General features: G+C 72.1%; 21 protein-coding genes. 12 read left to right on the plus strand and 9 right to left on the minus strand.

From position 1 onward, the window contains the following. Positions 1 to 4: 4 nt before the first annotated feature. Both ABZT17_RS06795 and ABZT17_RS06800 read right to left on the minus strand, forming a co-directional pair. Complete coding sequence (locus ABZT17_RS06795; protein WP_356344604.1) at positions 5 to 1,060, minus strand: LCP family protein; 1,056 nt, start codon at positions 1,058 to 1,060, stop codon at positions 5 to 7. Next, the gene (locus ABZT17_RS06800) at positions 1,060 to 2,394 is read right to left on the minus strand and encodes a DegT/DnrJ/EryC1/StrS family aminotransferase (RefSeq protein WP_356344606.1); all 1,335 of its coding nucleotides are present in this window, start codon (positions 2,392 to 2,394) and stop codon (positions 1,060 to 1,062) included. The genes ABZT17_RS06795 and ABZT17_RS06800 overlap by 1 nt, the downstream gene beginning before the upstream one ends. Before the next feature lie 143 nt (positions 2,395 to 2,537). Between ABZT17_RS06800 and ABZT17_RS06805 the strand changes: the two genes are divergently transcribed. Together ABZT17_RS06805 and ABZT17_RS06810 are read left to right on the plus strand one after the other, a co-directional pair. Continuing rightward, entirely contained in the window at positions 2,538 to 3,278 is a 741-nt protein-coding gene (locus ABZT17_RS06805) for a TetR/AcrR family transcriptional regulator C-terminal domain-containing protein (protein WP_356344608.1), read from the plus strand. Positions 3,279 to 3,499: 221 nt separating this feature from the next. Beyond that, positions 3,500 to 4,516, plus strand: a complete 1,017-nt coding sequence (locus ABZT17_RS06810) for a hypothetical protein (protein ID WP_356344611.1) — start codon at positions 3,500 to 3,502, stop codon at positions 4,514 to 4,516. An 18-nt stretch (positions 4,517 to 4,534) separates the two neighbouring features. On the opposite strand, the gene ABZT17_RS06815 is transcribed toward ABZT17_RS06810, so the two are convergent. The 5 genes from ABZT17_RS06815 to ABZT17_RS06835 all read right to left on the minus strand — a co-directional run bounded on the left by ABZT17_RS06815 (position 4,535) and on the right by ABZT17_RS06835 (position 11,797). Next, positions 4,535 to 5,623: a cation diffusion facilitator family transporter gene (locus tag ABZT17_RS06815; RefSeq protein WP_356344614.1), complete on the minus strand. Its 1,089-nt coding sequence runs from the start codon at positions 5,621 to 5,623 to the stop codon at positions 4,535 to 4,537. A gap of 144 nt (positions 5,624 to 5,767) precedes the next feature. Further along, positions 5,768 to 7,942, minus strand: coding sequence for an RNA polymerase recycling motor ATPase HelR (helR, locus tag ABZT17_RS06820; protein WP_356344616.1), 2,175 nt, complete (start codon positions 7,940 to 7,942; stop codon positions 5,768 to 5,770). Between the two features lie 101 nt (positions 7,943 to 8,043). After that, the gene (locus tag ABZT17_RS06825; protein WP_356344618.1) at positions 8,044 to 9,270 is read right to left on the minus strand and encodes a glycosyltransferase; all 1,227 of its coding nucleotides are present in this window, start codon (positions 9,268 to 9,270) and stop codon (positions 8,044 to 8,046) included. A gap of 195 nt (positions 9,271 to 9,465) precedes the next feature. Further along, entirely contained in the window at positions 9,466 to 10,680 is a 1,215-nt protein-coding gene (locus tag ABZT17_RS06830; protein WP_356344620.1) for an MFS transporter, read from the minus strand. 157 nt (positions 10,681 to 10,837) lie between these two features. Then, on the minus strand, positions 10,838 to 11,797 hold the full coding sequence (locus tag ABZT17_RS06835) for a LysR family transcriptional regulator (protein ID WP_356344622.1): 960 nt from the start codon (positions 11,795 to 11,797) through the stop codon (positions 10,838 to 10,840). A 168-nt stretch (positions 11,798 to 11,965) separates the two neighbouring features. Here ABZT17_RS06835 and ABZT17_RS06840 point away from each other — a divergent pair, with 168 nt between their 5' ends. From ABZT17_RS06840 to ABZT17_RS06870, 7 genes are read left to right on the plus strand one after another with little or no spacing between them, the layout of a single operon-like run. Then, on the plus strand, positions 11,966 to 12,961 hold the full coding sequence (locus tag ABZT17_RS06840; protein ID WP_356344624.1) for a fumarylacetoacetate hydrolase family protein: 996 nt from the start codon (positions 11,966 to 11,968) through the stop codon (positions 12,959 to 12,961). After that, positions 12,958 to 13,920: a cyclase family protein gene (locus ABZT17_RS06845; RefSeq protein ID WP_356344627.1), complete on the plus strand. Its 963-nt coding sequence runs from the start codon at positions 12,958 to 12,960 to the stop codon at positions 13,918 to 13,920. The genes ABZT17_RS06840 and ABZT17_RS06845 overlap by 4 nt, the downstream gene beginning before the upstream one ends. A 44-nt stretch (positions 13,921 to 13,964) precedes the next feature. After that, positions 13,965 to 15,095 (plus strand): FAD-dependent oxidoreductase, encoded by a 1,131-nt coding sequence (locus ABZT17_RS06850; RefSeq protein ID WP_356344812.1) that lies wholly within the window; start codon positions 13,965 to 13,967, stop codon positions 15,093 to 15,095. Between the two features lie 17 nt (positions 15,096 to 15,112). Beyond that, positions 15,113 to 16,111, plus strand: a complete 999-nt coding sequence (locus ABZT17_RS06855; RefSeq protein WP_356344815.1) for an amidohydrolase family protein — start codon at positions 15,113 to 15,115, stop codon at positions 16,109 to 16,111. 4 nt (positions 16,112 to 16,115) lie between these two features. Beyond that, positions 16,116 to 17,054: a VOC family protein gene (locus ABZT17_RS06860; RefSeq protein WP_356344629.1), complete on the plus strand. Its 939-nt coding sequence runs from the start codon at positions 16,116 to 16,118 to the stop codon at positions 17,052 to 17,054. 7 nt (positions 17,055 to 17,061) lie between these two features. Next, entirely contained in the window at positions 17,062 to 17,988 is a 927-nt protein-coding gene (locus ABZT17_RS06865) for a fumarylacetoacetate hydrolase family protein (protein ID WP_356344632.1), read from the plus strand. After that, on the plus strand, positions 17,985 to 18,725 hold the full coding sequence (locus ABZT17_RS06870; RefSeq protein ID WP_356344635.1) for an SDR family oxidoreductase: 741 nt from the start codon (positions 17,985 to 17,987) through the stop codon (positions 18,723 to 18,725). The genes ABZT17_RS06865 and ABZT17_RS06870 overlap by 4 nt, the downstream gene beginning before the upstream one ends. Before the next feature lie 40 nt (positions 18,726 to 18,765). Here the strand turns inward: ABZT17_RS06870 and ABZT17_RS06875 are convergent, their stop codons facing one another. Together ABZT17_RS06875 and ABZT17_RS06880 are read right to left on the minus strand one after the other, a co-directional pair. Further along, positions 18,766 to 19,668, minus strand: a complete 903-nt coding sequence (locus ABZT17_RS06875; protein ID WP_356344638.1) for a TIGR01777 family oxidoreductase — start codon at positions 19,666 to 19,668, stop codon at positions 18,766 to 18,768. 270 nt (positions 19,669 to 19,938) lie between these two features. Continuing rightward, positions 19,939 to 20,931, minus strand: coding sequence for a helix-turn-helix domain-containing protein (locus ABZT17_RS06880; protein ID WP_356344641.1), 993 nt, complete (start codon positions 20,929 to 20,931; stop codon positions 19,939 to 19,941). Between the two features lie 125 nt (positions 20,932 to 21,056). Between ABZT17_RS06880 and ABZT17_RS06885 the strand changes: the two genes are divergently transcribed. The 3 genes from ABZT17_RS06885 to ABZT17_RS06895 all read left to right on the plus strand — a co-directional run bounded on the left by ABZT17_RS06885 (position 21,057) and on the right by ABZT17_RS06895 (position 25,097). Further along, a complete protein-coding gene (locus tag ABZT17_RS06885; RefSeq protein WP_356344643.1) occupies positions 21,057 to 22,442 on the plus strand; it encodes a hypothetical protein in 1,386 nt (461 codons plus the stop codon). An 82-nt stretch (positions 22,443 to 22,524) separates the two neighbouring features. Continuing rightward, entirely contained in the window at positions 22,525 to 23,784 is a 1,260-nt protein-coding gene (locus ABZT17_RS06890; protein ID WP_356344645.1) for a MoxR family ATPase, read from the plus strand. Next, entirely contained in the window at positions 23,781 to 25,097 is a 1,317-nt protein-coding gene (locus ABZT17_RS06895) for a VWA-like domain-containing protein (RefSeq protein ID WP_356344648.1), read from the plus strand. Before ABZT17_RS06890 ends, ABZT17_RS06895 begins: the two co-directional genes overlap by 4 nt. The last annotated feature ends 123 nt before the right edge of the window (positions 25,098 to 25,220 follow it).

The following is a 25,220-nucleotide window of genomic DNA, read 5'->3' on the forward strand; positions in this document are numbered from 1 at the left end:
CGCCTCACTTCCCGCTGCCGGGCGGGTGTTCCGTCACGATCCGGTGGCACAGCGTCCGCAGGCCGGCCCGGTCGAGGATCAGCGCGTACTGGCGGTCGATCATCTCCGACCGGACGATCGGCGCGGTGGTGAAGTGGGTGTCCGCGGAGTTCAGATGGCGCAGTCCGAAGACGAGGCCGCGCAGGTCGCCGTTGGACAGACGGTCGTCCACGCTCACGGTGCGGGTGATCGCGTCGAGCATCCGGTTGACCCGCAATGGGTGGGTGATGCTCACATGGCCCCGGATCTCCACGGCGAGAGCGCGGAGGAACTGCTGCTGCCGTTTCATCCGGTCCAGCTCTCCGCCCGGCAGGCCATGGCGTTGCCGGACGTAGGCGAGCGCCTCGTGACCGTGCATGACATGGGTTCCGGCCGTGAAGTGCCGTCCCTGCGCCGGATCGTAGGAGTCCGCGGCCACCGTGATCGGCACCCCGCCCACCGCGTCGGTGAGGGCCCTGAAGCCGTGCCAGTCGATGACCGCGAAGTGGTCGACCCGCACTCCGGTGAGCTGTTCGACCGTCTGGATGAGGAGCGGCGGACCGCCCCAGGAGAACGCGGCGTTGATCTTCGCGGATCCGTGTCCGGGGATGGGCACCCAGCTGTCACGGGGCAGCGAGACGGCGTAGGACGTGCGCTCACCGGGGCCGAGATGCACGAGCATCAGCGTGTCGCTGCGCTGCGCGCCGAATCTCCACAGGGCCGCCGTGGCCGCGTCCCCGGTGGTGGGCTTCGCGGAACGGCTGTCGACGCCGGCGAACAGGAACGTGGTGCCGCCGCTGTCCTGGGCGCCCGGCCCGTGCGGTTTCTCCGGCCTGGGGCCCGTGGGGAAGGCGTCGGGTATGCGGGCGACCTTGTCGCCGTAGTGGTCGGTGGCCCACCAGATGCCCCCCGCGCCCACCCCCAGCAGCGCGACCACGGCGACCAGCAGGCTCAGGGACAGCACCAGCACCCGGCGGCGCCTGCGGCCTCTGCCGAGCGCGGGCCTCGGTGTCCACTGAGACCACTCGCGGTGCGGGAACATCAGGGCTCCTCGACGTACCGGCCCGTCATGGCACGGTGCGCCTCCGCTGTCCGGCCGGTGTGGAAGGGGGATCCGGCGGGCCGTTCGCGTGCCAGCAGGGCCAGCTCGGCGCAGACCCGGTCGACCACCCGCTCGGTGAGGAACGGGTGCAGCGGCAGGGACAGCAGCTGCGGGAAGAGCGCGTCGGCTCCCGGCAGGCCACCGAGCGGTTTCAGCGCGTTTCGCCGGAAGAACGGCAGGTGGTGCAGAGGGATGAAGTGGACGGAGGTGCCGATGCCCCGCTTCGACAGCGTGTCCACGAGTTCGTCGCGGCCGGTGCCGTACTCCGCCAGGACCCGCACCACGTACAGGTGACGGGCGTGGTTCCCGGGCGTGGGGACGTCCAGCGGCCGGATCCCGGGAATGGTCGCGAGCAGGGTGTCGTATCGCGTGGCCAGGGAGTGCCGCCGTCGCTGCCAGTCGTCGAAGTGACCCAGCTGTGCCCTCCCGATGGCGGCCTGCACATCCGTCATGTTGGCCTTCAGGCCCGCCTCCTCCACCGTGTACCGCCAGCGACCGCCCGGCTGCGTCCGCCGCCAGGCGTCCGCGGACATTCCGTTGAGCCTCGAGCGGCGGATCCGTACGGCGAGCTCCGGATCGTCGGTGGTGACCATGCCCCCCTCGCCGATGGGAAGGTTCTTGGTGGCGTAGAAGCTGAAGCAGGTCGCCCTCGACAGGGTGCCCACGGACCGGTCCCCCACCGACGTCCCCAGAGCGTGGGCGGCGTCCTCGACCACGCGGGTGAGGGGCAGCCCGGCGGCCTCGGCGAGCTCGGCGACCGGTGTCGGGGCCCCGGCGTAGTGAAGGACCATCATCGCCCGAGGCCGGCCGCAGGCCGCCGCGGCACGGGCGACGGTGTCCGCGGTCGGTGTCGCCGTACGCGGGTCGACATCGACCAGGACCGGCCGCAGTCCCGCGTGCAGGACGGCGTGGGCGGCACCGCAGAAGGTCACGTCGGGGATCAGCACAGCCGCACCGGGCGGCAGTGCGAGGCCGCGCAGCGCCAGCTCCAGCGCCGCCGTGCACGAGCTCACCGCGATGGCGTGCTCGGCCCCGACGCGGGAAGCGATCTCGCTCTCGAAGAGCTCCGTCTCATGACCGGTGGTCACCCAGCCCGAGGCGAGCACGCCGTCCGCCGCCCTGCGGGCCTCCGGACTGATCCAGGTCACCGCGAACGGTACGTCGGGCGGATCCACACGGTCCGCCGGCAGTGCGTCCGCGGGGTGCGCACCGTTGAGGGGAGGCCGGGCCCGCTCGACGAGGTCCTGCGCGGGCCGGAGACGATGAGCTGCCATGGCTCACTCCCAACGCTGTTTGCTCAGCGGAACGACAGCGCACGCGAAACGCGTATATTTACGCCGTATACGTACACTCTCCACCCAGGGGTGTATAGAGTCAACACAGGTGGAAAGCGACGCGGTCGAAAGCGGAGGCGGGCATGGCCAAGGAGCAGGCGCGGAGAACGGGCGCGGGAGGCGGTGCTCCGGCACGCCGCGCGAGCGACCGCGGCCGTTACGGGCGGCTCAGCCGGCAACGCGTGCTCGCCAGCGCCCTCGACCTGGTGGACCGGGAGGGCCTCTCCGCCCTGAGCATGCGCAGGCTCGGCGCCGAGCTCGGGGTCGAGGCCATGGCCCTCTACCGCTACGCGGAGGGCAAGGAAGCGCTTCTCGACGGCCTGGTGGAGGCCCTGTACCTGGAGCTGGAGGAACGGCTGGCCCCCCAGTCGGGCACCGGCGCCGAGGAACCCGACTGGCGCAGCGGGCTGCATCGCATCGCCCGGGCCACCTACGACGTCTGTCTCGCGCATCCTCACGCGGTTCCGCTGCTCACGACGCGGATGCTGGCCGTACCACTGGCCCAGCGCCCCCTGGCCGTCCTGAGGGACCACGAGAGAGTGCTCGCCCTGCTCGAAGGCGCCGGCTTGGACAAGCCCCGCACGTCGGCCGCGTTCCGCGCCTTCACCGCATGGCTACTGGGCTATGTGTCCGCGGAACTCCGCCCGATGGTGGACAACGCCGAGGAACCGGATCCCGCCTTCCGCCTCGGGCTGCACCGGATGCCGCCCCATGAGTTGCCCAGGCTCCGGGAAACGGCCCCCGCGCTCGCCGAAAGGGGCGGTCCCGAGGACCTGGAAGCAGGACTGGACGCACTGCTCGACCGCTTCACCGCGGCGGAGTGACAGACGGACGATCGATTCGCATACGCGATCTGGACAACTGAAAAACCTGGGGTAGAGTGCCGCATTCGAGCGGCACCGACCGCTGATATTGTTTCAGGCACACGGAGTCAGTTGCTTTGTTCCGAGCGCAAAGATCACCAGCGGTCATATCCTCCGCTTCCCCCTCCGCCTCCATCCCCCGCAGATCCATGTTGGCACTGGCATCGATCCCACTCCTGGCCATGGCGCGCCGCCCGTCGGGCGGCGGCAGTGTGCATGTGGTGGACCATCCCACTCCGCAGTCGGCGGCCGATGCCGCCGGCGGCAAACGTCTCGTGTTCCCGGCGGGTCGGACGTACACGGTCACCTCCTTGTCCATTCCGTCCGACTGCTATGTCGAGGGAAATGGCTCCACTCTCCGGTTCCCTGACGGGTCCACGACGTCCACCACCCAGAGCGACGAGATCCTGACGGTGCGCGGATCGGGCGTCACGATCGACAACCTCAGGTTCGACGGGCGGGCTTCCCACCAGGGAGCCACGTGGTCCCAGTTCCGCCACTGCGTGCGGATCCACGGGAACTTCAGCGACGTGACCGTCAAGAACTGCGAGTTCACCGACATCATCGGTGACGGCGTCTATGTGAACATCGGTGGTTCCGCCCGCAACTGCGACATCGGCCCGAACAACACCTTCACCTCCGACCACGCCAACCGGAACGGTGTTTCCGTCGTTTCCGGAACACACATCGAAGTGCACGACAACACATTCGTCGGGTGTTCGCGGTCCGGTATGCCGGGACCCATCGATCTTGAGCCCAACTCCTCCGGCGAGACGCTGTCCGACGTGTCGATTCACCACAACAAGATCGTCGGCGGTTCCGTGGAGGGCACGGGAACACTGCCGGGAATCGTCTACAGCGGATTCCAGAACGCCGCGGCCGACAACGTCAACATTCACGACAACGACATCAGCGGCACCCGCTTCACCGATGGCGTCCTGATCATCGGGATCAGCGGGGGCCCGTTCAACGCGGCGCGGAATCTCAACGTGTACGGCAACAGGATTCACGGCATCGGACACGCGAACAGATTCGGCGTGAGCATCAATCACTACATCGGCGCCAATGTGTACGACAACGTGCTCGACGGCATGCAGTGGGCCATCTACAACTACAAGGGCGCTCTGGGTACCGCGCTCAGGAACACGTTCATCGGAGTCACCACGGACATCACGAACGACGACCCGCACTATGCGTAGGTGACCGGCCGGGACCCCTCAGTGCTCATGCGGCTCCTCCCGATGCACCGGCCCGTGCGGCTCCTCGCAGTGGGCCGCGTCGCCGATGGGGAGGAGGTCGCGGTCGCCGGGGAGGGCGAGCTGGAGGACGGGGGTGGGGGCGTGGTCGACCTGGAGGGTGGTGTGGGTGATGCCGTGGCCGTGGCGCAGGAGTTCCTCCAGGTCGCGGCGGACGGCATGGCAGTCGCCGCCGGGCTCGACCAGGATGTGCGCGGACAGGGCGGCCTGCCCTGAGGTGATCTGCCAGACGTGCAGGTCGTGGACCTCGACGACGGTCGCCCTGGCGACCAGCTCGTCGCCCAGCCGGTCCGGGTCCACGTCGGCGGGGGCGGCCTCCAGGAAGATACGGCCGGACTCACGCAGCAGTCCGTAGCCGGCCTTGGCCATGAGCGCGACGACCACGAGGGTGGCGATGGCGTCGGCGCGGGCGAAACCGGTCAGGACCACGATCAGTGCGGCGACCGCGGTGCCGATGAAGGCGAACAGGTCGTTGAGGATGTGCTGGTAGGCGCCCTCGACATTGAGCGAGGAGCGGTTGGCGCGGGAGAGACACCAGGTCGCCACCACGTTCACCGCGATACCCGCCAGCGCGGTGGCCAGCATCAGTCCGCCCTCGACCTCGGGCGGGGAGATCAGCCGGCGGACCGCCTCGTACGCCAGCCACGCCCCGAGGAGCAGCAGGGTCAGCCCGTTGGCCTGGGCCGAGAGGATCTCGGCGCGTTTGAGGCCGTAGGTGAAGCCGCCGCGGGCCGGGCGGGCGGCCAGGCGCATCGCGATCAGCGCGAGGACGATCGACGCCGCGTCGGTGAGCATGTGCGCCGCGTCCGAGATCAGGGCCAGCGAACTCGCCATGATGCCGATGACGACCTCGACCGCCATGAACGCGGCGATCAGCGCGAGGGCCGTCGCCAGCCAGCGGCGGTCGGCGTCCGCCGAGACACCGTGGGAGTGACCGGCGTGCCCGGCGTGACCCGTGTGCCCCGCGTGACCGGCGTGTGGGCCCGCGCCGTGCCCGTGCCCGGAGCCGTGCTCATGCGCCGGCCCGTGGGCGTGGCCGTGATCACTCATGCTGGCGCCTTCCCCCTCGCGAACGGTGTCCTGCTGGCAGTGAAACGCACCAGGGCACGAATCACCAAAGACTGCACCGGTGACCGTTGTCATCTCCGTTAACACGACTCCGACCTGCGGGAACAGGGGTGGGGCAGAGGGCGCTCAGGGGCTGGTGAGGATCGCCAGTTGCCGGGTGGTCCGGGTCATCGCCACGTAGTGGTCGACCGCTCCCTCGATGCCCTCGCCGAACCTGTCCGGGTCGACGAGGACGACCAGGTCGAACTCGAGGCCCTTCGAGAGCTCCGGGGTCAGGGAGCTGACCCGCGGTGTCGCCGGGAACGTGGGGTCGCCGATGACGCAGGCGATCCCTTCCGCATGCGCGGCGAGCCAGGTGTCGAGGACGGTGTCCCGGTCGGACGTGGAGCCGTGCACGACGGGGATGCCGGAGCTGCGGATGGAGGTCGGCACGTTGGCGTCGGGGAGGGCGGCGCGGATGACCGGCTCGGCCTGGGCCATGACCTCCTCCGGGGTGCGGTAGTTGATGGTGAGGGAGGCCAGGGTGATCCGGTCGAGCCCGATCCGCTCCAGCCGCTCCTGCCAGGTCTCGGTGAAGCCGTGCCTGGCCTGGGCGCGGTCCCCGACGACGGTGAAGCTCCGGGACGGACAGCGCACCAGCAGCATCTGCCACTCGGCGTCGGTGAGTTCCTGGGCCTCGTCGACGACGACATGGGCGAACGGGCCCGCGAGCAGGTCCGGCTCGGGGACGGGCAGTTCGCCCTCGTCGACCAGGCTGACCTTGGCGTCCTCGCCGCGCAGCATCCGCACCAGGCCCATTCCCTCGTCGCCGTCGGCTCCGGAGGTGGACACCGCCTCGATCAGGTTGTCGACGACCTGCTCCATGCGCTCGCGCTGGGCGGCGAGCACGGCCGCATCACGGCGCCTGCGCCGCGCCTCCTCGGGATCGCCGAGCCGCTGCCGTGCCGCGTCCAGGATCGGCAGGTCGGACACGGTCCAGGCCTGCGGGGCGTCCTTCCGCTGGAGCCTGCGGACCTCGTCGGGGCTCAGCCAGGGCGCGCACATCCGCAGATAGGCGGGGACCGACCACAGGTCTCCCACCACGTCGGCCGCCTCCAGCAGCGGCCACGCGCGGTCGAAGGCCGTCACCAGGTCCCGGTTGCGCAGCAGCGACCTGCGCAGCAGCCGCGGCGAGACGTCCTCGCCGTCGTGCTTGTCCTCCAGGAGGATGAGCAGTTCCTCCCAGACCTGGTGGCGCGCCTCGTTGTGCGGGGTGCCGGGTTCCGCCGCGTCGAAGGCGGTGGCCCAGTCGTCGGCGGTCAGCTGTACGTCACTCCAGTGGGTGGTGACCGTCAGCTCCTCGGTGGGCGGCTCCTCGTAGAACCTGACGGCCTTCTCGACCGCCCGCACCAGGTCCGCCGACGCCTTCAGCCGGGCCACCTCCGGGTCGGTCTCGGCCCTCGCGTCGGCGCCCTCCGCGACGAGGTCGCGCAGGGTGCAGGTCTGCACGCCCTCCTCACCGAGGCTGGGCAGCACGTCGGAGACATAGGCCAGGTAGGGCCGGTGCGGGCCGACGAACAGGACACCGCCGCGCCGGTGGCCGAGCCGCGGGTCGGAGTAGAGCAGGTAGGCGGAGCGGTGCAGGGCGACGACGGTCTTGCCGGTGCCCGGACCGCCGTCCACCACCAGGGCTCCCCGGGAGCCCGCGCGGATGATGGCGTCCTGGTCGGCCTGGATGGTGCCGAGCACGTCCCGCATCCGCTCCGACCTGTTGGTGCCGAGGCTGGCGATGAACGCGGACTGGTCGTCGAGCGCGGCGTGTCCGGCGAAGGCGTCGGGGGTGAACACCTCGTCCCAGTAGTCGCCGATCCGGCCTCGCGTCCAGCGGTACCGGCGGCGGCTGGCCAGGCCCATCGGGTTGGCGTGGGTGGCGCCGAAGAACGGCTCGGCGGCGGGCGAGCGCCAGTCGACCAGCAGCCGGCGCCCGGTGCTGTCCGTGAGGCCGAGCCGCCCGACGTACACGGGCTCGCCGTCGTCCGCGCCGACCATGCGCCCGAGGCACAGGTCGAGGCCGAAGCGGCGCAGGGCGCGCATACGGGAGGTCAGCCGGTGGATCTCGGTGTCCCGGTCCATGGCCTGCCGGCCCTCACCGCCGGGCGCCCGGCGTTCGGCGGCGAGGCGGTCGGTGAGTTCGGCGATCGTCTGCTCCAGGCACTCCGCGATGGCCGCGAAGTGCCGTTCGTCGTCCGCGATCAGCGCGGGGTCGGCCTTGGCGGACAGCCGGCCGGGAAGGTCGAACGCACTGGTGGTCAGGGGGTTCACTGCATCAGCTCCGATTGGGGGTCGCGTACGACCCGATCGAGCGGTGGGGCGCGGCGAGGCCCGGCGCGCCCCACCGGCTCATGTGTTCAGGGATCCGGGGTTCACGCGGACACGGGCCGCCGGCCCCCGCCGATCTCCTCGACGAGGAGTTTCGCAGCCAGCGCGGCGCCGTCGGGGCGGATGGTCCCGGCCACGGTCCTCGCCCGGTCGCGGGTCCCGTCGCTCAGGGCCGTCCCCAGGGCGGCCGACAGGGACTCCACGGTCGGGGTCGGCCCGTCGTGGGCGGCACCGATGCCCAGCTCGGCCACCCGCGCGGCCCACTTCGGCTGGTCCGCGATCTGGGGTACGACCACCTGGGGCGCGCCGGCCCGGGCGGCGGTGGCGGTCGTACCGGCCCCGCCGTGGTGCACGACGGCGGCCACCCGGCCGAACAGCGCCCGGTGGTTGACCTCGCCGACCGCGAAACAGTCGTCCCCGTCGTCGACCGGGCCCAGCCCGGCCCAGCCGCGCCCGACGAGCACCCGGCGGCCCCGCGCGCGTACCGCCTCGACGGCCACCCGGGCGAGGTCGGGCGCGCCACGCATCGCCATGCTGCCGAAGCCCACGTACACCGGCGGCTCCCCGGCTTCGAGGAACGCGGACAGGTCGTCGGGCAGCGGCCGCTCGTCCGGGAGCATCCAGGCGCCGGTCTGCACGAGTTCGAGGAAGGTCATGTCCTTCCAGGGGGCCAGGACCGGGTCGGCCGCCAGCCACACCCGGCCGCCGAGGACATGGTCGCGGACATTGTCCACCGGGGGCAGGCCGATCGCCGCGCGACGGGTGTTGAGCGCCTCGCCGTACAGCGCGTTCACGCGTTCGGCGTCCAGGTCCCACAGCGCCCTGTTGTCGGTCACACCCGCCGGGGCCGGCTTGCCCGGACGCGCCGAGGGACCGTGGTGCGGGGACGGCAGTCCCATGATGTGGAAGCTCGCGATCACATAGTGGATGCCCAGCTTCTCGGTCACCGAACGCGCCCCGGCCGGCATCAGACCGGTCGCCACCAGCGCGTCGCATCCCTCGGCGGCCGGCAGGACCGTCTCGAAGTGCGCGGCCACCAGGGCCGGCGCCAGCTGGAACGCGTCCGCGGGCGCCGCCCCGGTCACCAGGGCCCGTACCGACGGCCCGAACGGCACATGGTCGATGCCGACGCCGTCCAGCAGCTCGGCGTACTCCTCGTCCGGCGGCGCGCACACCCGCGCCTCGACGCCGAGATCCCGCAGCGCCACCGCGAGGGCCGCCAGCGGCTCGACGTCTCCGCGCGATCCGTAACTCATCAACAGCACACGCACTCCGGCGCCCCCATTCCGCAGTTTCCGGCTCAGCCCGGAGATTCTGCGGCACCGAGGGGGCCTTGCCGCAAGCCCCCCGGTGTGCTATAAGGTGAGTAGTGGCAAGGAGAGGTCAACTCCCTTGCTCTTTTCTGTTTCTACGGCTGCTCTTCTACTTTCTACGGCTGCTCTTCATCGTTTCTACGGCGGCCTGGGCTACGAGGGACGTGCGGCGGTCGAGCGGGCGTGGCCCCACCACAGTCCGCCCGCCACCGCCAGCGACGCAAGTCCCAGTACCCCGACGGCGGACGCGAGGCTGCCGACCGCGCTCTCCAGTCCGATCAGCACCAGCGGGCACACGAACTCGCCCGCGAAGAAGGCCGCCGTCCACAGACCGGTGCCGCGGCCGCGGTCGGCGTAGTCCAGGCGGGACATCGCCAGGGTCAGCAGGGACGGCAACAGCACGCCCGTACCGAGGCAGTTGAGGACCGCGCCGACGATCAGCGGCACCGGATTCCCGGACAGTGCCATCACCACGAAGCCGGCGGCGCACAGGGCGAACACCAGGGGCAGGCGACGCCGGGGCATCCCGCGCAGCTTGGTGAAGGTGAGGGATCCGACGACGGTGGCCGCGCTGGCGAGGGCGGTGGCCAGGCCGATGACACCGGTCGACTTCACGCCCAAGTCGTCGAGGAGATACGAGGTTTCGACCGGGACCGTGTAGAAGACCATCGCCCCGAAGACCGTCAGCGCGCAGATGCCCGCCAGCCGCCGTACGGGGAACGGCCGCTGTTCGGCGGGGAGTCGGCCCCTCTGCGGCTGTCCGTGCCTGGGCAGTGCCGCGGCCGTGGCGGGAGCGAGCAGCAGACCGACGGCGTAGATCCAGAAGGGGGCACGCCAGCCGGCCGAGCCCGCCGCGCCGCCGATGACGAAGAAGGCCGTCGCGGAGGCCGAGGCGCACATGGTCTGCAGGGCGAGATAGCGGTCCCGGACGCGTCCGCTGTAGTAGTCGCCGATCAAGGTGGTGCAGCAGGTCATGATGGCGGCCTCGGTGATGCCGACCAGGACCCGGCTGGCGACGATCGCCCCGAGGGAGTCCAGCCAGAGCGGGGCGGTTCCGAAGACGGCGTAGAGCAGGGTGGCCACGACCAGCAGGCGGGTGCGGCCGAGGCGGTCGACGATGACACCGGCGAAGGGGGCCAGGAGGGCGAGGGCCAGGGCGGGGACGGTCAGGACCACCGGGACGAGCGCCTTCGCGCCCGGTGTCGAGGCGAAGTGGTCCTGCATCTTCGGCAGGACCGGGGCGATCAGCACGGCACCGAGGACCGGGAGACAGCTGCCGGCCATCAGCAGCGTGGCACGCAGCGGTCCGGCCGGGGTCGGGGCGTCGACGGTGTCGGCGGGCGCGGGCAGGGAGACGGATCCGGGCATACGGGGCTCCACGAGCGGTGGCAGGGGGTGCCGGGCCGCACCACGGCCGTGGCTTTGCCACGCCGGGGAGCACCGGTGAACCCGAGGGGACTGCGCCCGGTACCAGCGGCGGGCGCCAGGAACTGCCCCGACTATGGGCAACGGCGCGCCCGCCCGCCTAGTCCCCCGGCGATCGAACTCCCGGATCACCTTCATCCACGCCGTGGATGACCTGCCCGTCCACCATGGCCCCCACGCGTGCCGCCGTCTCGCGCAGCCAGATGTGCGCGGCGTCGTGGGTGTGCACCGGATGCCACCACAGGGCCTCCTGGAGCGGGACGGCCTCGTAGGGCGCCTCCAAGATCCGTACGGGGGCGACGGCGACCAGCAGCCGGGCGAGGCGCTCCTGGACCAGGGCGATCCGGCGCGTGCCCACGACCAGGAACGGCAGCACCGTGAAGCTGTCGGCGGAGACCTCGACCTTCGGCTCGATGCCGAGCATGCCGAGCTGGCGGACCGCGGGGGCGTCGTAGGTGCGCTGGTACGTCACCCACGGCAGCCGCGCCAGGTCGTCCAGGGTGAGGCGGTCGCCGATGTCGGGGTGGTCCTCGGCGACGACGAAGACCCAGCGGTCCCGGTAGAGCTCGGTGGCGGGGTGGTCGCTGATGATGCCATGCGGGATGAGCAGGCCGTCGGTGGTGCTGAGAAGGGTGCCGACGCCCTCGACGATGCCGGGCGGGGTCTGGGTGAAGCGCAGCCGGATGCCCGGGGCCTCCCGGTGGACGGTGCGGGCGAGTTCGGCGCCGAAGACGGCCACCGCGTAGTCGGAGGAGACGAGGGTGAACTCCCGCTCCTCGCGGGCGGGATCGAAGTCGGCCTGGCTGGTGAAGAGGCGTTCCAGCAGGTCGCAGGCGGCGGAGGTGCGGTCGAGGAGGACCTGGCCGAGGGCGGTGAGCTCGTAGTGGCCGCCGACGCGGGAGAGCAGGTCGTCGTCGAAGTGACGGCGCAGCCGGGCCAGGGCGGCGCTCATCGCGGGCTGGCTGAGGCCGATCCGGCGACCGGCGCGGGTGACGTTGCGCTCCTCCAGCAGGGCCCGCAGGGCGACGACGAGGTTGAGGTCGAGGCTGGCGAGATTCACGACGGGCTGCCCATGACCACGGTCCTCATCGGCACGGCCTCCCTGAACACAGTCTCCATGAACACGACCTCCATAAACACGATGGATGATCCGCATCCACGGAATCGATTTCCCAGATTACTGGATGGCGGGCCAGATTAGTCGCACCGCAATCAGGAGGACATCCCCGTGAAACCCGCAGCCCCCTTCACGCCTTTCTCCGGCCCGTTCGCACTCGGCACCCTCTCGGCCCCCGACCAGGCGCCTTTCGCCGGTCTGGTGCTCCCGACGGGCCATGTGCTGGACCTCGGAGCGGCGTTCGCCGAGCCCGGCCTGACGGTCCGCGCGCTGCTGGAGCGCTGGGACGAGCTGCTCCCCCGTCTGCACGAGCTGGCGGGGGACGCCGACGCCGGCCGGCAGCCCTTCGAGGGCCTGCGGGTGCACGCCCCCCTCGAGCCCCGCCAGGTCTTCCAGTCCGGCGCCAACTACCGGCAGCATGTGATCGACCTGGAGGTCGCCCACCGCTCCCCCGACGACCCGCGCACGGTCGAGGCGGCCCGGGCCGAGATCGCGGAGGTCATGGACCGGCGGGCGGCCGAGGACCTGCCGTACGTCTTCATCGGCCTCCCGAGCGCGATCACCGGCCCCTACGACGATGTCGTACTTCCCGACTGGGCCGAACAGCCGGACTGGGAGCTGGAGTTGGCGGCCGTGATCTCCCGGCCCGCCCATCGGGTCCCCGTGGAGGAGGCGCTGGACCACGTCGCCGGTTACACCATCGCCAACGACCTCACCGACCGTGCCACCGTGTTCCGCCGGGACATGAAGGCCATCGGCACCGACTGGCTGCGCAGCAAGAACGCGCCCGGGTTCACGCCGCTGGGCCCCTGGATCGTGCCGGCCTCCTCGGTCGCCGACCCGGAGGATCTGCGGGTCACGCTGAAGCTGAACGGCGAGACGATGCAGGACGAGTCGACCAAGGACATGCTGTTCGGGATCGCGCGGCTGGTGTCGTACGCCTCGCGGACGGCCCGACTGCTGCCGGGCGACCTGGTGTTGACGGGGTCCCCGGCCGGAAACGGCATGCACTGGGGCCGGTTGCTGCGCGACGGCGACGTGATGGACGGCTCGATCAGCGGGCTCGGCGCTCAGCGCACCCGCTGTGTCGCGGAGGTGCCGCGATGACCGCGGACCGCCACGACCCCGAGGGCGCGATCGCCGAGGCCGCCAAGTCCTTCTCCAACTGGGGGCGTTGGGGCGAGGACGACGTGCTCGGCACGCTGAACTTCCTCGACGCGGCCAAGCGCCGCGAGGGCGCCGCGCTCATCCGGCGCGGTGAGAGCTTCTCCCTCTCGCAGAGCTTCGACATGAACGGCCCGCAGAAGGGCTGGCGACGGCGCACCAACCCCGTGCACACGATGCTGGACACCGGGACCGACGCGGCCCTCGGCAACCAGGGTTTCCCGCATGGCATCGGCGGCGCGGACGACGTGATCGCGATGCCGTTGCAGTGCTCGACCCAGTGGGACGGGCTCGGCCACATCTTCGACCACGGCAACGCCTGGAACGGACGGCGGGCCGAGAAGGTCGTCACCTCCGACGGCGACCTCGTCACCGGCATCGAGCACATGGCGCCGTATGTGGCCGGGCGCGGGGTCCTGCTCGACGTCGGCCGGGTCGTCGGCGGGGGCGGCGAGTTGCCCGACGGGTTCGCCGTCACCGAGGAGCACCTGACCGCGACGGCCGAGGCGCACGGCGTGCGCGTGGGACGCGGTGACATCGTCGTCGTCCGTACGGGGCGACTCGCGCGTGCCCGGCGCGAGGGCTGGGGCGACTACGCGGGCGGCGACTCGCCCGGGCTGTCGTTCACCACGGCCGGCTGGCTGCACCGCACGGAGATCGCCGCGATCGCCACCGACACCTGGGGCTTCGAGGTACGGCCGAACGAGTTCGCGCACGCCTTCCAGCCGCTGCACCAGGTCGCCATCCCCCATATCGGCCTGCTGATCGGCGAGATGTGGGATCCGGACGCGCTCGCCGCGGACTGCGCGGCCGACGGCGTGTACGAGTTCTGGCTCACCGCCGCACCCCTGCCCATCACCGGGGCCGTCGGTTCCCCGGTCAACCCGATCGCCGTCAAGTAACCGGCGGAACAAGGGAGTTCCCCATGACCCAGACCCGCAGCGTCATGCCCCGCAGCCGTAGCGTCCTCGTCGTGGGCGGCGGTGCCTCGGGCTGCGCCGTGACGGTCCTGCTGCGCCGCGCCGGCGCAGCCGTGGACCTGGTCGAGGCCAGACCCGACTGGAACGCCACCACCGGCTCCGGCATCACCCTCCAGGGCAACGCCCTGCGCGTGCTGCGTGAGATCGGTGTGTGGGAGCAGGTCGAGGCCTCCGGCTACCCGTTCGCCACGCTCGGGGTGACCGCCCCCGACGGCACCGTCCTGTTCGTCGGCGAGGACATCAGGACGGGCGGCGAGGACCTGCCCGCCACGGTCGGCATGCGGCGCCCGCGCCTGCAGCAGATCCTCATCGACGCGGTCCGCTCCTCCGGCGCCGGTGTGCGCCTGGGCACCACCGCCGAGGCCCTGGAGCAGGACGCGGACGGTGTCTCGGTCCGCTTCGGCGACGGCACGAGCGGCCGCTACGACCTCGTGGTCGCCGCCGACGGGCTCAACTCGGCCACCCGTGCCGCGATCGGCATCACCGAGAAGCCGGAGCCCACCGGTATGGCGATCTGGCGCACGCCCGCCCCGCGCCCCGAGGGCGTCACCCGCACCGACCTGGCCTACGGCGGCCCCGCGTTCATCGCGGGCTACTGTCCGACGAGCGAGAACACCGTCTACGCGTACGTCGTCGAGCGGTGCCGCGACCGGGCGACGATCCCTCCGGAGTCGTACGCCGACGAGATGCGCCGGCTGGCCGAGGGGTACGGCGGGGCCTGGACGGAGATCGTCAAGCACATCACCGATCCGGCGCAGGTCAACTACACCTGGTTCGACCGGCTGTTGGTCGAGGGCTCCTGGCATCGCGGGCGGGTCGTCCTCGTCGGTGACGCGGCCCACTGCTGCCCGCCGACCCTCGCGCAGGGCGCGGCGATGTCCCTGGAGGACGCGTCGGTGCTGGCGGAGCTGCTGACCGATGGCCGGGACTGGGACGAGGAGCTGTTCCAGGCGTACTACGAGCGCCGGATGCCGCGTGTGCGGACGGTAGTCGAGGCGTCCGTCCAGCTCGGCCGGTGGCAGCTCGACGGTGTCCGCGACGCCGATGTCCCCGGGCTGATCGGCACCACGATGAACTTCCTCAAGGAGCTGCCGTGACGGTGCCCACGACAGCTGTGCACGCGCCCACGATCGATGTGCACGCGCACGTCCTGCTTCCCGAGGTGGACGCCCTGGTGGCCGGACTGCCCGGTCTCGCCGAGGCCCGGGCGCTGGACGCCCGCCGCAACGGTCCCGCCGCGCTCGCCGTCAACGGCCCCATGGTGGGCGAGCGCGTCCCGCGGCTGACGGACGTGGCCGTGCGTCTCGCCGCGATGGACGCGCAGGGCGTGGACGTCCAGCTGGTCAGCCCGTCCCCCTCGCACTACCACTACTGGGCGGACGAGGAGACGGCCGAGAAGGTGTACCGGCTGGCCAACGAGGCGACCGCCGCGCACTGCGCCCGGGCGCGCGACCGGCTGCACGGTCTGGGGCTGGCGCCTCTGCAGCACCCCGAGTCGGCGGTGCGCGCGCTCGAACACGCGGTGGGCCTGGGCCTGTCGGGCGTCGAGATCTCCTCGCACGCCCCGGGCCGCGAGCTGTCCGATCCGGCGTACGAGCCCTTCTGGACGCGGGCCGAGGAGACGGGCGCGATCCTCTTCCTGCACCCGTTCGGCTGCACGCTCGACGAGCGCCTGGACCGGTGGTACCTGTCCAACACGGTCGGCCAGCCGACGGAGAACGCGGTCGCGCTGTCCCATCTCATCTTCTCCGGCGTGCTGGACCGCCATCCCGGACTGAAGGTGATCGCGGCGCACGGGGGCGGCTATCTGCCCACCCACATCGGCCGCTCCGACCACGCCTGGTCGGCCCGCTCCGACGCGGGCGCCGGCTGCGCCCACCCGCCGAGCAGCTACCTCAGCCGGCTGTACTTCGACTCCCTGGTCCACGACCCCTGCGTCCTGCGGGAGTTGATCCGCGTCGCGGGCGCCGACCGCGTGCTGCTCGGCTCCGACTTCCCCTTCGACATGGGCACCGAGGACCCCGTGGGCGCGCTGCGCGCCGCACGCCTGTCCGAGCCCGAACTCCACGCCGTACGGGGCGGCAACGCCGCCGCGCTCCTCCTGAAGGGCTGACCTCATGAGCGACCGCCTGCTCACCCATCTGCGCCACGTCGACCTCGCCGTGCCCGACTACGACAAGCAGCTCGACTTCTACTCCGGTGTCTGGGGCCTGACCAAGGTCGCCGAGGACTCCGGGATCTCCTTCCTGGCCGCCGAGGGCAGCCCCGAGCAGTACGTCGTACGGCTGCGGAAGGCCGAGGAGAAGCGTCTCGACCTGGTCTCCTACGGCGCGGCCTCGGCCGCCGACGTGGACACGCTGGCCGAGCGGCTCCTCGCCGACGGCGTACGGCTGGTCTCCCGGCCGGGCAAGGCCGACACCCCCGGCGGCGGCTACGGCTTCCGGTTCTTCGACGTCGACGGACGCACGATCGAGGTCTCGGCGGACGTCGAGGCCCGGCGCCACCGCAGGATCGAGGAGAAGGAGTCGATCCCGGTCAAGCTGTCGCACGTGGTCCTCAACTCCCCCGATCTGAACCGCACTCGGCAGTGGTACGAGCGCCACCTCGGCTTCCGGCTCTCCGACACCCTGCACTCGCCGCACATGGGCGAGGTCATGCACTTCATGAGGATCAGCAACCAGCACCACTCCATGGCCATCGCCCAGGGCCCGCACACCGCCCTGCACCACATCTCCTTCGAACTGCGCGGCATCGACGAGTACCTGCGCGGCACGGGCCGGCTGCTCCGGGCCGGTGTGCGCAAGATCTGGGGCCCCGGCCGACACATGGCGGGCGACAACACCTTCTCCTACTTCTTCGACCCGCACGGCAACACGGTCGAGTACACGACCGAGTTGGAGGTGCTCGACGAGGACACCTGGCACCCGCACGTCTACGACTTCTCGCGGCCCGAGGTCACCGACCAGTGGGGTACCGCCAACCCCATGAACGAGATGGTCGCCAAGGAGTCCTTCAACGACGTCGACCGCGGCGTGTTCGTCGCCCCGCCGGTGTGAGGCGGCCATGCGCATAGCCAGTTATGTCCACGAGGGCCGCCGCCGGTGCGGGATCGTCGAGGGCGATGCCGTCCGCCCGCTGCCGGAGGGCACGTCACCGCTCGACGCGCCACAGGCGCGACCGGTGGGCGCGTCCGTGCCGTTGACGGACGTACAGCTGCTTCCGCCCCTGCAGCCGCCCACCGTGCGGGACTTCGTCACCTTCGAGGAACACGTCGAGGGCGTACGGCGGTCCGTGGACGGCGCGGGCGGGGTGCCGGAGGCCTGGTACGACGCGCCGACCTTCTACTTCACCAACCCGTACGCGATCGTGGGCCCGTACGACACCGTCCGGATGCCGCCGGGCTCGCGGGTGCTCGACTTCGAGCTGGAGGTCGCGGCCGTCATCGGCCGTGAGGGCCGTGACCTCACCCCGGAGCGGGCCCGTGAGCACATCCTCGGCTACACGATCCTCAACGACTGGTCCGCGCGGGACCTCCAGTCCCGCGAGATGCAGGTCCGTCTCGGCCCCTGCAAGGGCAAGGACACGGCGGCCACGCTGGGCCCGTACCTGGTCACGGCCGACGAGCTGGAGCCGTACCGGGACGCCGACGGCTTTCTGCGCCTGGCGCTGACCGCAGAGGTCAACGGCGAGGTGGTCGGCAAGGACCTGCTCTCCAACATGAGCTGGACCTTCGAGGAGATGACGGCGTACGCCTCCCGGGGCACCGTCGTCCGCCCCGGTGACGTGCTCGGCTCGGGGACCTGCGGCAACGGCGGCTGTCTCGCGGAGCTCTGGGGAGTGCGAGGCCGCCAGGACCCGCCGCCGCTGCGGCCCGGCGACACCGTCACCCTCACCGTCGAGGGCATCGGCACCGTCTCCAACACCGTGGTGACGGGCCCCGGTCCGGTGCCGCTGCCCGTCGCGCGGCGCCGCGGCCGGGAGCGGCCGTGAGAGGGCTGGAGGGCAGGGTCGTGGTGGTCACGGGCGCCGCCCGGGGGCAGGGGGCCGCCGAGGCGGACGCCCTGGCCCGGGCGGGCGCCCGCGTCATCGCCACCGACGCACGACCGCGCGGTGACTGTCGCCGCCTCGACGTCACCAGTGACCAGGAGTGGGCCGAACTCGCCGCCGAACTCGAGGAGTCGTACGGCGGAGTGCACGGTCTGGTCAACAACGCGGGGATCACCTGGCGCGCCCGCGTCGGCGACGTACGCCCCGAGGACCTGGCCCGTGTCCACGCGGTGAACGTCACCGGTCCGCTGCTCGGCATCCAGCACCTGGCCCCGCTGATGCCACCGGGGTCGTCGATCGTGAACGTCGGCTCGACCGCCGCCCTCACCGGCCACTACCCGGTCGCCTACACCTCCAGCAAATGGGCCCTGCGCGGCCTGTCGAAGGCGGCGGCCACGGAGCTGGGCCCGCGCGGCATCCGGGTGAACACCGTGCACCCCGGTTTCATCGAGACGGAGATGACCGCCTCGGCCGCTCCCGCCTTCCGCGAGGCCAACATCCGCGAGACCCCGCTCGGCCGGACCGGCTCCGTCGCCGAGGTCGCCCCGCTGGTGCTGTTCCTGCTCTCCGACGAGGCGTCCTTCATCACCGGCGCGGAGATCCCGGTCGACGGCGGACTGACGGCACATGGCGGCGCCAAGTCCCTCTCGGACGCGCTGCGTTCGGAAGCGGGCAGGTGAAAGGGCGGTCAGGCGAAAGGGGGGTCAGGTGAAAGGGGGGTCAGGCGACGGCCGGGGCCAGGGCCGCCTCGAAGGTCGGATGCTCGAACACGAAGCCCGAGTCCAGGAGCCGTGTCGGCAGCACACGCTGGCTCATCAGGATGCCGTCGGCGAACTCGCCGAGCACCAGACGCAGGGCGAAGGCGGGAACGGGCAGGACAGTGGGGCGGTGCAGGGCGCCGCCGACGGCGGCGGTGATGTCACGGTTGGTCGCGGGGTTCGGGGTGGTCATGTTGACCGGGCCGGTGACCGACTCGGTGTCGATCAGATGGCGCAGGGCGCGGACCGTGTCGGACAGGGAGATGTAGCTCCAGTACTGACGGCCGTCGCCCAGCCGGCCGCCGAGCCCGGCGCGGGCCAGCGGCAGCAGGCGGCCCATCGCGCCCCCCTCGGACGACACGACGATCCCGAAGCGGGTGGTGACCACCCGGGTCCCGGCCGTACGGGCGCCCTGGGCCGCGGCCTCCCACTCCTGGCAGACGCCGGCCAGGAAGTCCTCGCCGGGCCGGGCGGTCTCGTCGACGGCGGTCTGCCCGGTCTCGCCGTAGTAGCCGACCGCGGAACCCGACACGAACACGGCGGGAGGCTTCGCGCAGGCGCCGATCGCCGTAGCCAGGGCGCCGGTTCCGCGGACCCGGCTCTCGCGGATCTCCCGCTTGTACGAGGCCGTCCAACGCCGGTCGCCGACCCCGGCACCGGCCAGGCCGACGACCGCGTCCGCGCCGTCGAGCACCGCCGGGTCCAGCGTGCCCGCCCGCGGGTCCCAGCGCGCCTCCTCGCTCCCGTCCGCGCGGGCCTGCGGCTCCCGGCGGACCAGCCGGGTGACGCGATGACCGTCGGCGAGCAGCGACGCGGACAGCGCGCCGCCGATCAGCCCCGTGGAACCACTGATGACGACATGCATGGAACGAACCTCGATCCGGGCGTGCGGGACCATCCCGATGTGTTTGACACTTCAATCATCAGGGTCCACTGTAGCCCATCCGGCCCGGTGACATGCGAACGGGCGGGGCCAGGACTCCCCCGTGGTCCTGGCCCCGCCCGTGCGGCGCCCGTATGTGTTCCCCTTGCACGTACGCGGCGGTGATCACAAGGATGCGTGGAGGGCCGCCGCCGTGTCGTTGGCGGACAGTCCACACCTCGTTGGCGGAGAGTCCACTCGTGCGCCGGGAGATCACCGACGCGCGGGGGGTCCGCACTCCCGCGCCCGCAGCTCGCTCGGCGGGATGCCGTAGGCGGTGCGGAAGGCGCGGGCGAACTCGGCGGCGCGCGGGAAGCCCCAGCGGGCGGCGACGGCGTGGATCGGCAGGGTGCGCAGTGCCGGATCGGCGAGCTCCCGGCGGGCGCCCGCGAGGCGCTGCTCACGGATGTACGAGACGACGGTGGTGCCCTCGGCCTGGAAGAGGCGGTACAGATAGCTGCGCGAGATGTGGTGCGCGGCGGCGATCCCCGCGGGGGTCAACTCGGGGTCGGCCAGATGGCGGCGGATGAACGCCTTGACGCTCAGGACGAGGGTCCGCGACCGGGTCTCGGGCGGCAGCCCCTGCTCCGCCTCCAGCGCCTGCGCGAAGACGGCGGTCACCAGGTCGGCGACGACGGTACCGAGCCGCGGCCCGTCCGACGGCCGGTACGGGCCGGTGTCCGAGACCAGCTGCACCAGGAACTGCGCCAGCAGCGCGCCGATGCCCTCGCGGCTCGAGACGCGGCTGCCGATGATCCGGTCCGTCTGCCGTCCCGGCAGCGCCACGAGGGCTCGGGGGAGTTCGAGTCCGATCACGGTGACGGGGTCCGCGCCGGTGTGGATCTCCCACGACCGCGAGGAGCTGTTGGTGTGGAAGTCGTCGATCCGGTACGCGAGCTGCTGCCGGCCCCAACTGGCCGCGCCCTCGCCCCTCCTGAGCAGGGAGAGGTGGTAGACCTCGGGGTCGGAGCTGCGTACGAGCCGGGGAGTGCGGCGGAAGACCAGGTGGTCGAAGGTGGCCGGCCAGACGGTGATGTCTCCGAGGTGGATGAGGCGCTGGATGCCGCGGTAGTCGGCCGCGCGGTCGCTGTCCAGGTCCATGGGCGCATGGGTGCGGCCCAGTCGCTCGGTCCAGGCCTCGAACCGGTCGGCCACCGGGAGGTCCCAGGTCCGGAAGAGCGACTCGTCGAGCACGGCCGTAGTCAATCACACGGCTCATGTGCCCCCGGAAATGGGGCTGACAGAGCGGAACGGGTGTGGTTACCATCCTCGGCGATGACGACTTCCTCTGTTCTCGGATTGGGGGTCCCGTCCGCGCAAGGTGAGTGCTGATGGCCACTCATCTCCCGGACGGGTTTTCCCGGCTCTCCTTCTGGCCGCGCGTGCGCGAGTTCGCCGTGCCGGCCTCCATGATCCGCACCGCGACCGCCCGGCGACTCGCCGGGGACTGGGCGGGGGCGTGTGCCGCGGCACGCGTCGACGTGGATCTCGACCTGCGTTCCGTGCGGCGGGCCCATGGGCACGGGCTCATGTCCCGACTCCGGTCCGATCTACGGCACTTGGCGCCCGACCTGCTGCGCTGGCACATGCCGAGGATCGCTCCGGACGGGCTGCTGCGGCCGGGGCTCACGGTCGCGCTGGCCCGGTACACGGCCGAGGGCCGCCACGGTCCCCGCCCGGTGCATCTCGTCGCCCGGACACCGCCCGCCTGGGCGGACGCCGGTCAGCGGATCAGCCTGGCGGTGTGGGACGGGGCCGGCTCCGGCCTCGGACCTTCCCCGCATCCGCATCCACACCCTCACCCCAGCCCACGCTTCCGTCTGGATCTTCACCGGCATCTCTGGGACGCGCGCAGGGCGGCCGAACTGCGGGTGCGGTGCGGTGCGGATCTGCCGCCCGACGAGCCTGTGCCGGAGCCCGGGTTGCCGTACCCGGTGCCGCCGGGGTGCCGGTGTGCCGTGCACCGCTGGGCCGCCGAGGCGGAGCTGCTGCTGCGGGCCGAGGGGACGGCCGGGCGCAGGGTGGCGGTGCGGTTGGGGCGGGGACGGCGGCTGGTTCTGGAGCTGCCGGGGGAACCGGGAGACACGGCCGCGCCGGAGATCTCCCTCGGCGGTGGCTCCTCGCTGCCCGTGCTGCCCGACGCCGCGACCTGGGTGTTGCCCGATCTCGATCTGCTGCGGTCGGGTGCGATCGAGGCAGGGCGGTTGCATCCGCTGGTCGCCGCCGCGCTGGAATCCGGTCATGTGACGGCCGCCCCGGACCGTGCCTCCGTGCGGACCGGAGATCCCCATCTCGTCGACTGCCGTGGGGTCCCGCACCGGATCGGACTGGTCGACGGTGTGCTGTCCGCGCTGGACCACGCCCCGGACGAGATCCGGCGGGAGGAGCTGCTGGCCGCGCTGACCGGCACCCCGCTGCCCTGCCTCCGGGCCATCGACGAGGCACACCGCCGCCCCGACTGCCTAGCCGGCGTGCGCGAACGCCTCGACCACGGGGACACGGCCGGCGCGCTGGCCGTCGTGGAAGGCCTGCTGGGTCCTCAGGCGGTGCTGCGGGACGGGCCGTTGCGGGACGAGCTGGAGGCGGCGGCGGAACGGCGGATCTCCTACGGCCTGTTCAGGGCCGGGCTCGCCGGACCCGGACCCGGCCGGGTCCTGCCCGGGCCGCTCCGTCCGTCCGGCCGTGGCACGCGCCGCCGGCACCGCGCCCGTCGCTGACCGGAAGTTCATCGCCGTACCCCCTTCACCCCCCCTGCACCCACCCTCAAACTCCCCTTCGAACCCCAAAAGGTGATCACACATGCCCACTTGTGCTCCGTCCGTCCTGCCCGAAAGCCCCCTCACCTCCCAACTCGACGTCGCCGACGAGCTGTTGGACCTGTTGCGCGACGCCACCACCGAACCCCGCCCCGACATCCAGCTGGAGGCGCTGACGCTGGCCGTCGCCGCCGATCTGCCCGTGCTGCTGTGGGGTGAGCCGGGGATCGGCAAGACCGCGGCGCTGACCCAGCTCGCCGAGGCCCTGGAGCTGCCGTTGACCACGGTGATCGCCAGCGTGCACGAGCCGTCCGACTTCTCGGGGCTGCCGATCGTCGGCGACGACCCGGCCGGACAGGGCGTTCCGATGGCCCCGCCGGACTGGGCCGTCCGGCTGGTGCGGGCCGGGCGGGGGCTGCTGTTCCTCGACGAACTGTCCACCGCACCGCCCGCCGTGCAGGCGGCGCTGCTCCGGCTGGTCCTCGAGCGCCGTATCGGCGCACTTCAACTGCCGCCCGGAGTGCGGATCGTGGCCGCCGCCAACCCGCGGTCCTCGGCGGCCGACGGCTGGGAGCTGAGCGCACCGCTGGCCAACCGTTTCGTGCATCTCCAGTGGACCCACGACCACGAGGTCGTCGTACGCGGTCTCGGCGGGACCTGGCCGCGGGCGACGCTCCCCCGGCTCGACCCGGGGAAGCTGGAGGAGGCCGTGGACTTCGCCCGGCGGGCGGTGTGCGGGCTGCTGGCCGTCCGGCCCACCCTGGTGCACCGACTGCCGAACAGCGAGACGCGCCGGGGCGGGGCCTGGCCGTCGCCCCGGAGCTGGGAGATGGCCCTGCGGCTGATCGCCTTCGTGACGGCCTCCGGGTCCTCGCGGGACGTGCTGTCGCTGCTGGTGCGCGCCACGGTGGGCGACGGTCCGGGTCTCGAACTGCTGGCCGGTGTGGACCGGATGGACCTTCCGGACCCCGAGGAGCTGCTCGCCGACCCGGGCGGAGCGGTCCTGCCCGAGCGCGGGGACCTGCGCCAGGCCACGCTCGACGGTGTGGTGGCGGCCGTCCGCGCCCGCCTCGACCGGCCCCGCTGGGACGCCGCCTGGGCGCTGCTGGTGCGGGCCCTGGAGACCGGCGCCCCGGACCTGGTGGTCGTGCCCGCGACCACGCTGGCCTCCCTGCGCCGGCCGGACTGGGACGTCCCGGCGGTCATCGAACAGCTCGCCGGAGTCGTCACCCTGTCCCGCCGCGCCGACGAGGCCGCGGCCCGAACCGCCGCGACGGTGGCGGCGAAGAGGGCACGCCGATGACCGCCTCGGAGACACGACGGCCCCCGGGAACCCCGGGCCCGGACACACCAGACCCACTGAGCGCACCAGACACACGGGACACACGGGACACACAGGGAGCCCTGGATCTGGACAAGCTGTTCGCCGCCCGGCTGCAGGCCGTCCGGGCCCGGCCCTATCTGGCGACGGCTCTGTTCGCCCTGCACACCGTCGAGTCGGTGGACGTGCCGACGATGGCCGTGGACCGGCACTGGCGGTGCTATGTCTCGCCGGGGTTCGTGGACCGCACACCGGTGGAGGAGCTGGCCGGGGTTTGGGTGCACGAGGTGTCGCACCTGCTGCGCGACCACCACGGGCGCAGCGAGCGCGTCGCCAGACAGCGCGGTCTGACCGGTCCGGGCGAGCGGCTGCGGATGAACATCGCCGCGGACTTCGAGATCAACGACGACGTGTACGGCCACGGGCTGGCCAGGCCCGAGGGGGCCGTCAGGCCTGCGGACCTGCAGCTGCCCGACGGGCAGCTGATGGAGGACTATCTGCGTCAGTTCCGGCTCGGGCCGCGCACCGGGGGGCTGGTCTGGCTGGACTGCGGGAGCGGCGCCGATGGGCGGGAGCGCGGGTGGGACCTGGGTCCGGACGGTGCGCACGGGCTCAGCGAGCAGGAGAAGGACGGGGTCCGCTACCGGGTGGCACAGGGCATCAAGGGCCGACCGGGCAGCGCCTCGGAGGGGTGGGAGCGGTGGGCGGAGAAGGTGGTCCATCCGCCGCAGCCCTGGCGGGAGTTGCTGGGTGCGGCACTCCGCTCGGCGGTCTCCGGCTGCGGAGCGGGCGAGGACTACTCCTACGGCCGCCCGGCGCGCCGTTCGGCGAGTCTGCCCGGTGTCGTCCTGCCGAGTCTGCTGCGCAGACCGCCCCGGGTCTCCGTAGTGATCGACACGTCCGGTTCCGTCAGCGACGCCGAACTGGGCAGCGCGCTGCTGGAGGTCGCCGCGATCTCGCGGGCCCTGGGCGGCCGGCGCGACCTGGTCACGGTGGTGCCGTGCGACGCGGCGGCCCCGATCGCGCACCCGCTGTGCCGCGCCGAGGGCATCCCGCTGCTCGGCGGCGGCGGTACGGATCTGCGCACCGGTTTCGCGACGGCGCTGCGGACCCGGCCCCGCCCCGATGTCGTCGTGGTGCTGACGGACGGACAGACCCCCTGGCCGACGTCGCGCCCGGCCTGCCGCACGGTGGTGGGTCTGTTCCCCCGGTCCCGGGGCTCCTGGATCGAGAACGATCCCGACTATGTGCCGGACTCGCCTCCCGACTGGGCGCGGGTGGTGGAGATCGGATAGGCGCCGGTCGCCGGTGCGCCCCGGCGAACTGCCCTGTCGGAGCGCGCCGGTTGCCCTTTCCGTACCATCGGCCTGCCCCGAAGGCCCCGCCGGGGCGGGCCAGTTCTGCCCCGACAGCGGTCG

This window comes from Streptomyces sp. NPDC005648, from assembly GCF_040605395.1.
GTDB lineage: Bacteria > Actinomycetota > Actinomycetes > Streptomycetales > Streptomycetaceae > Streptomyces.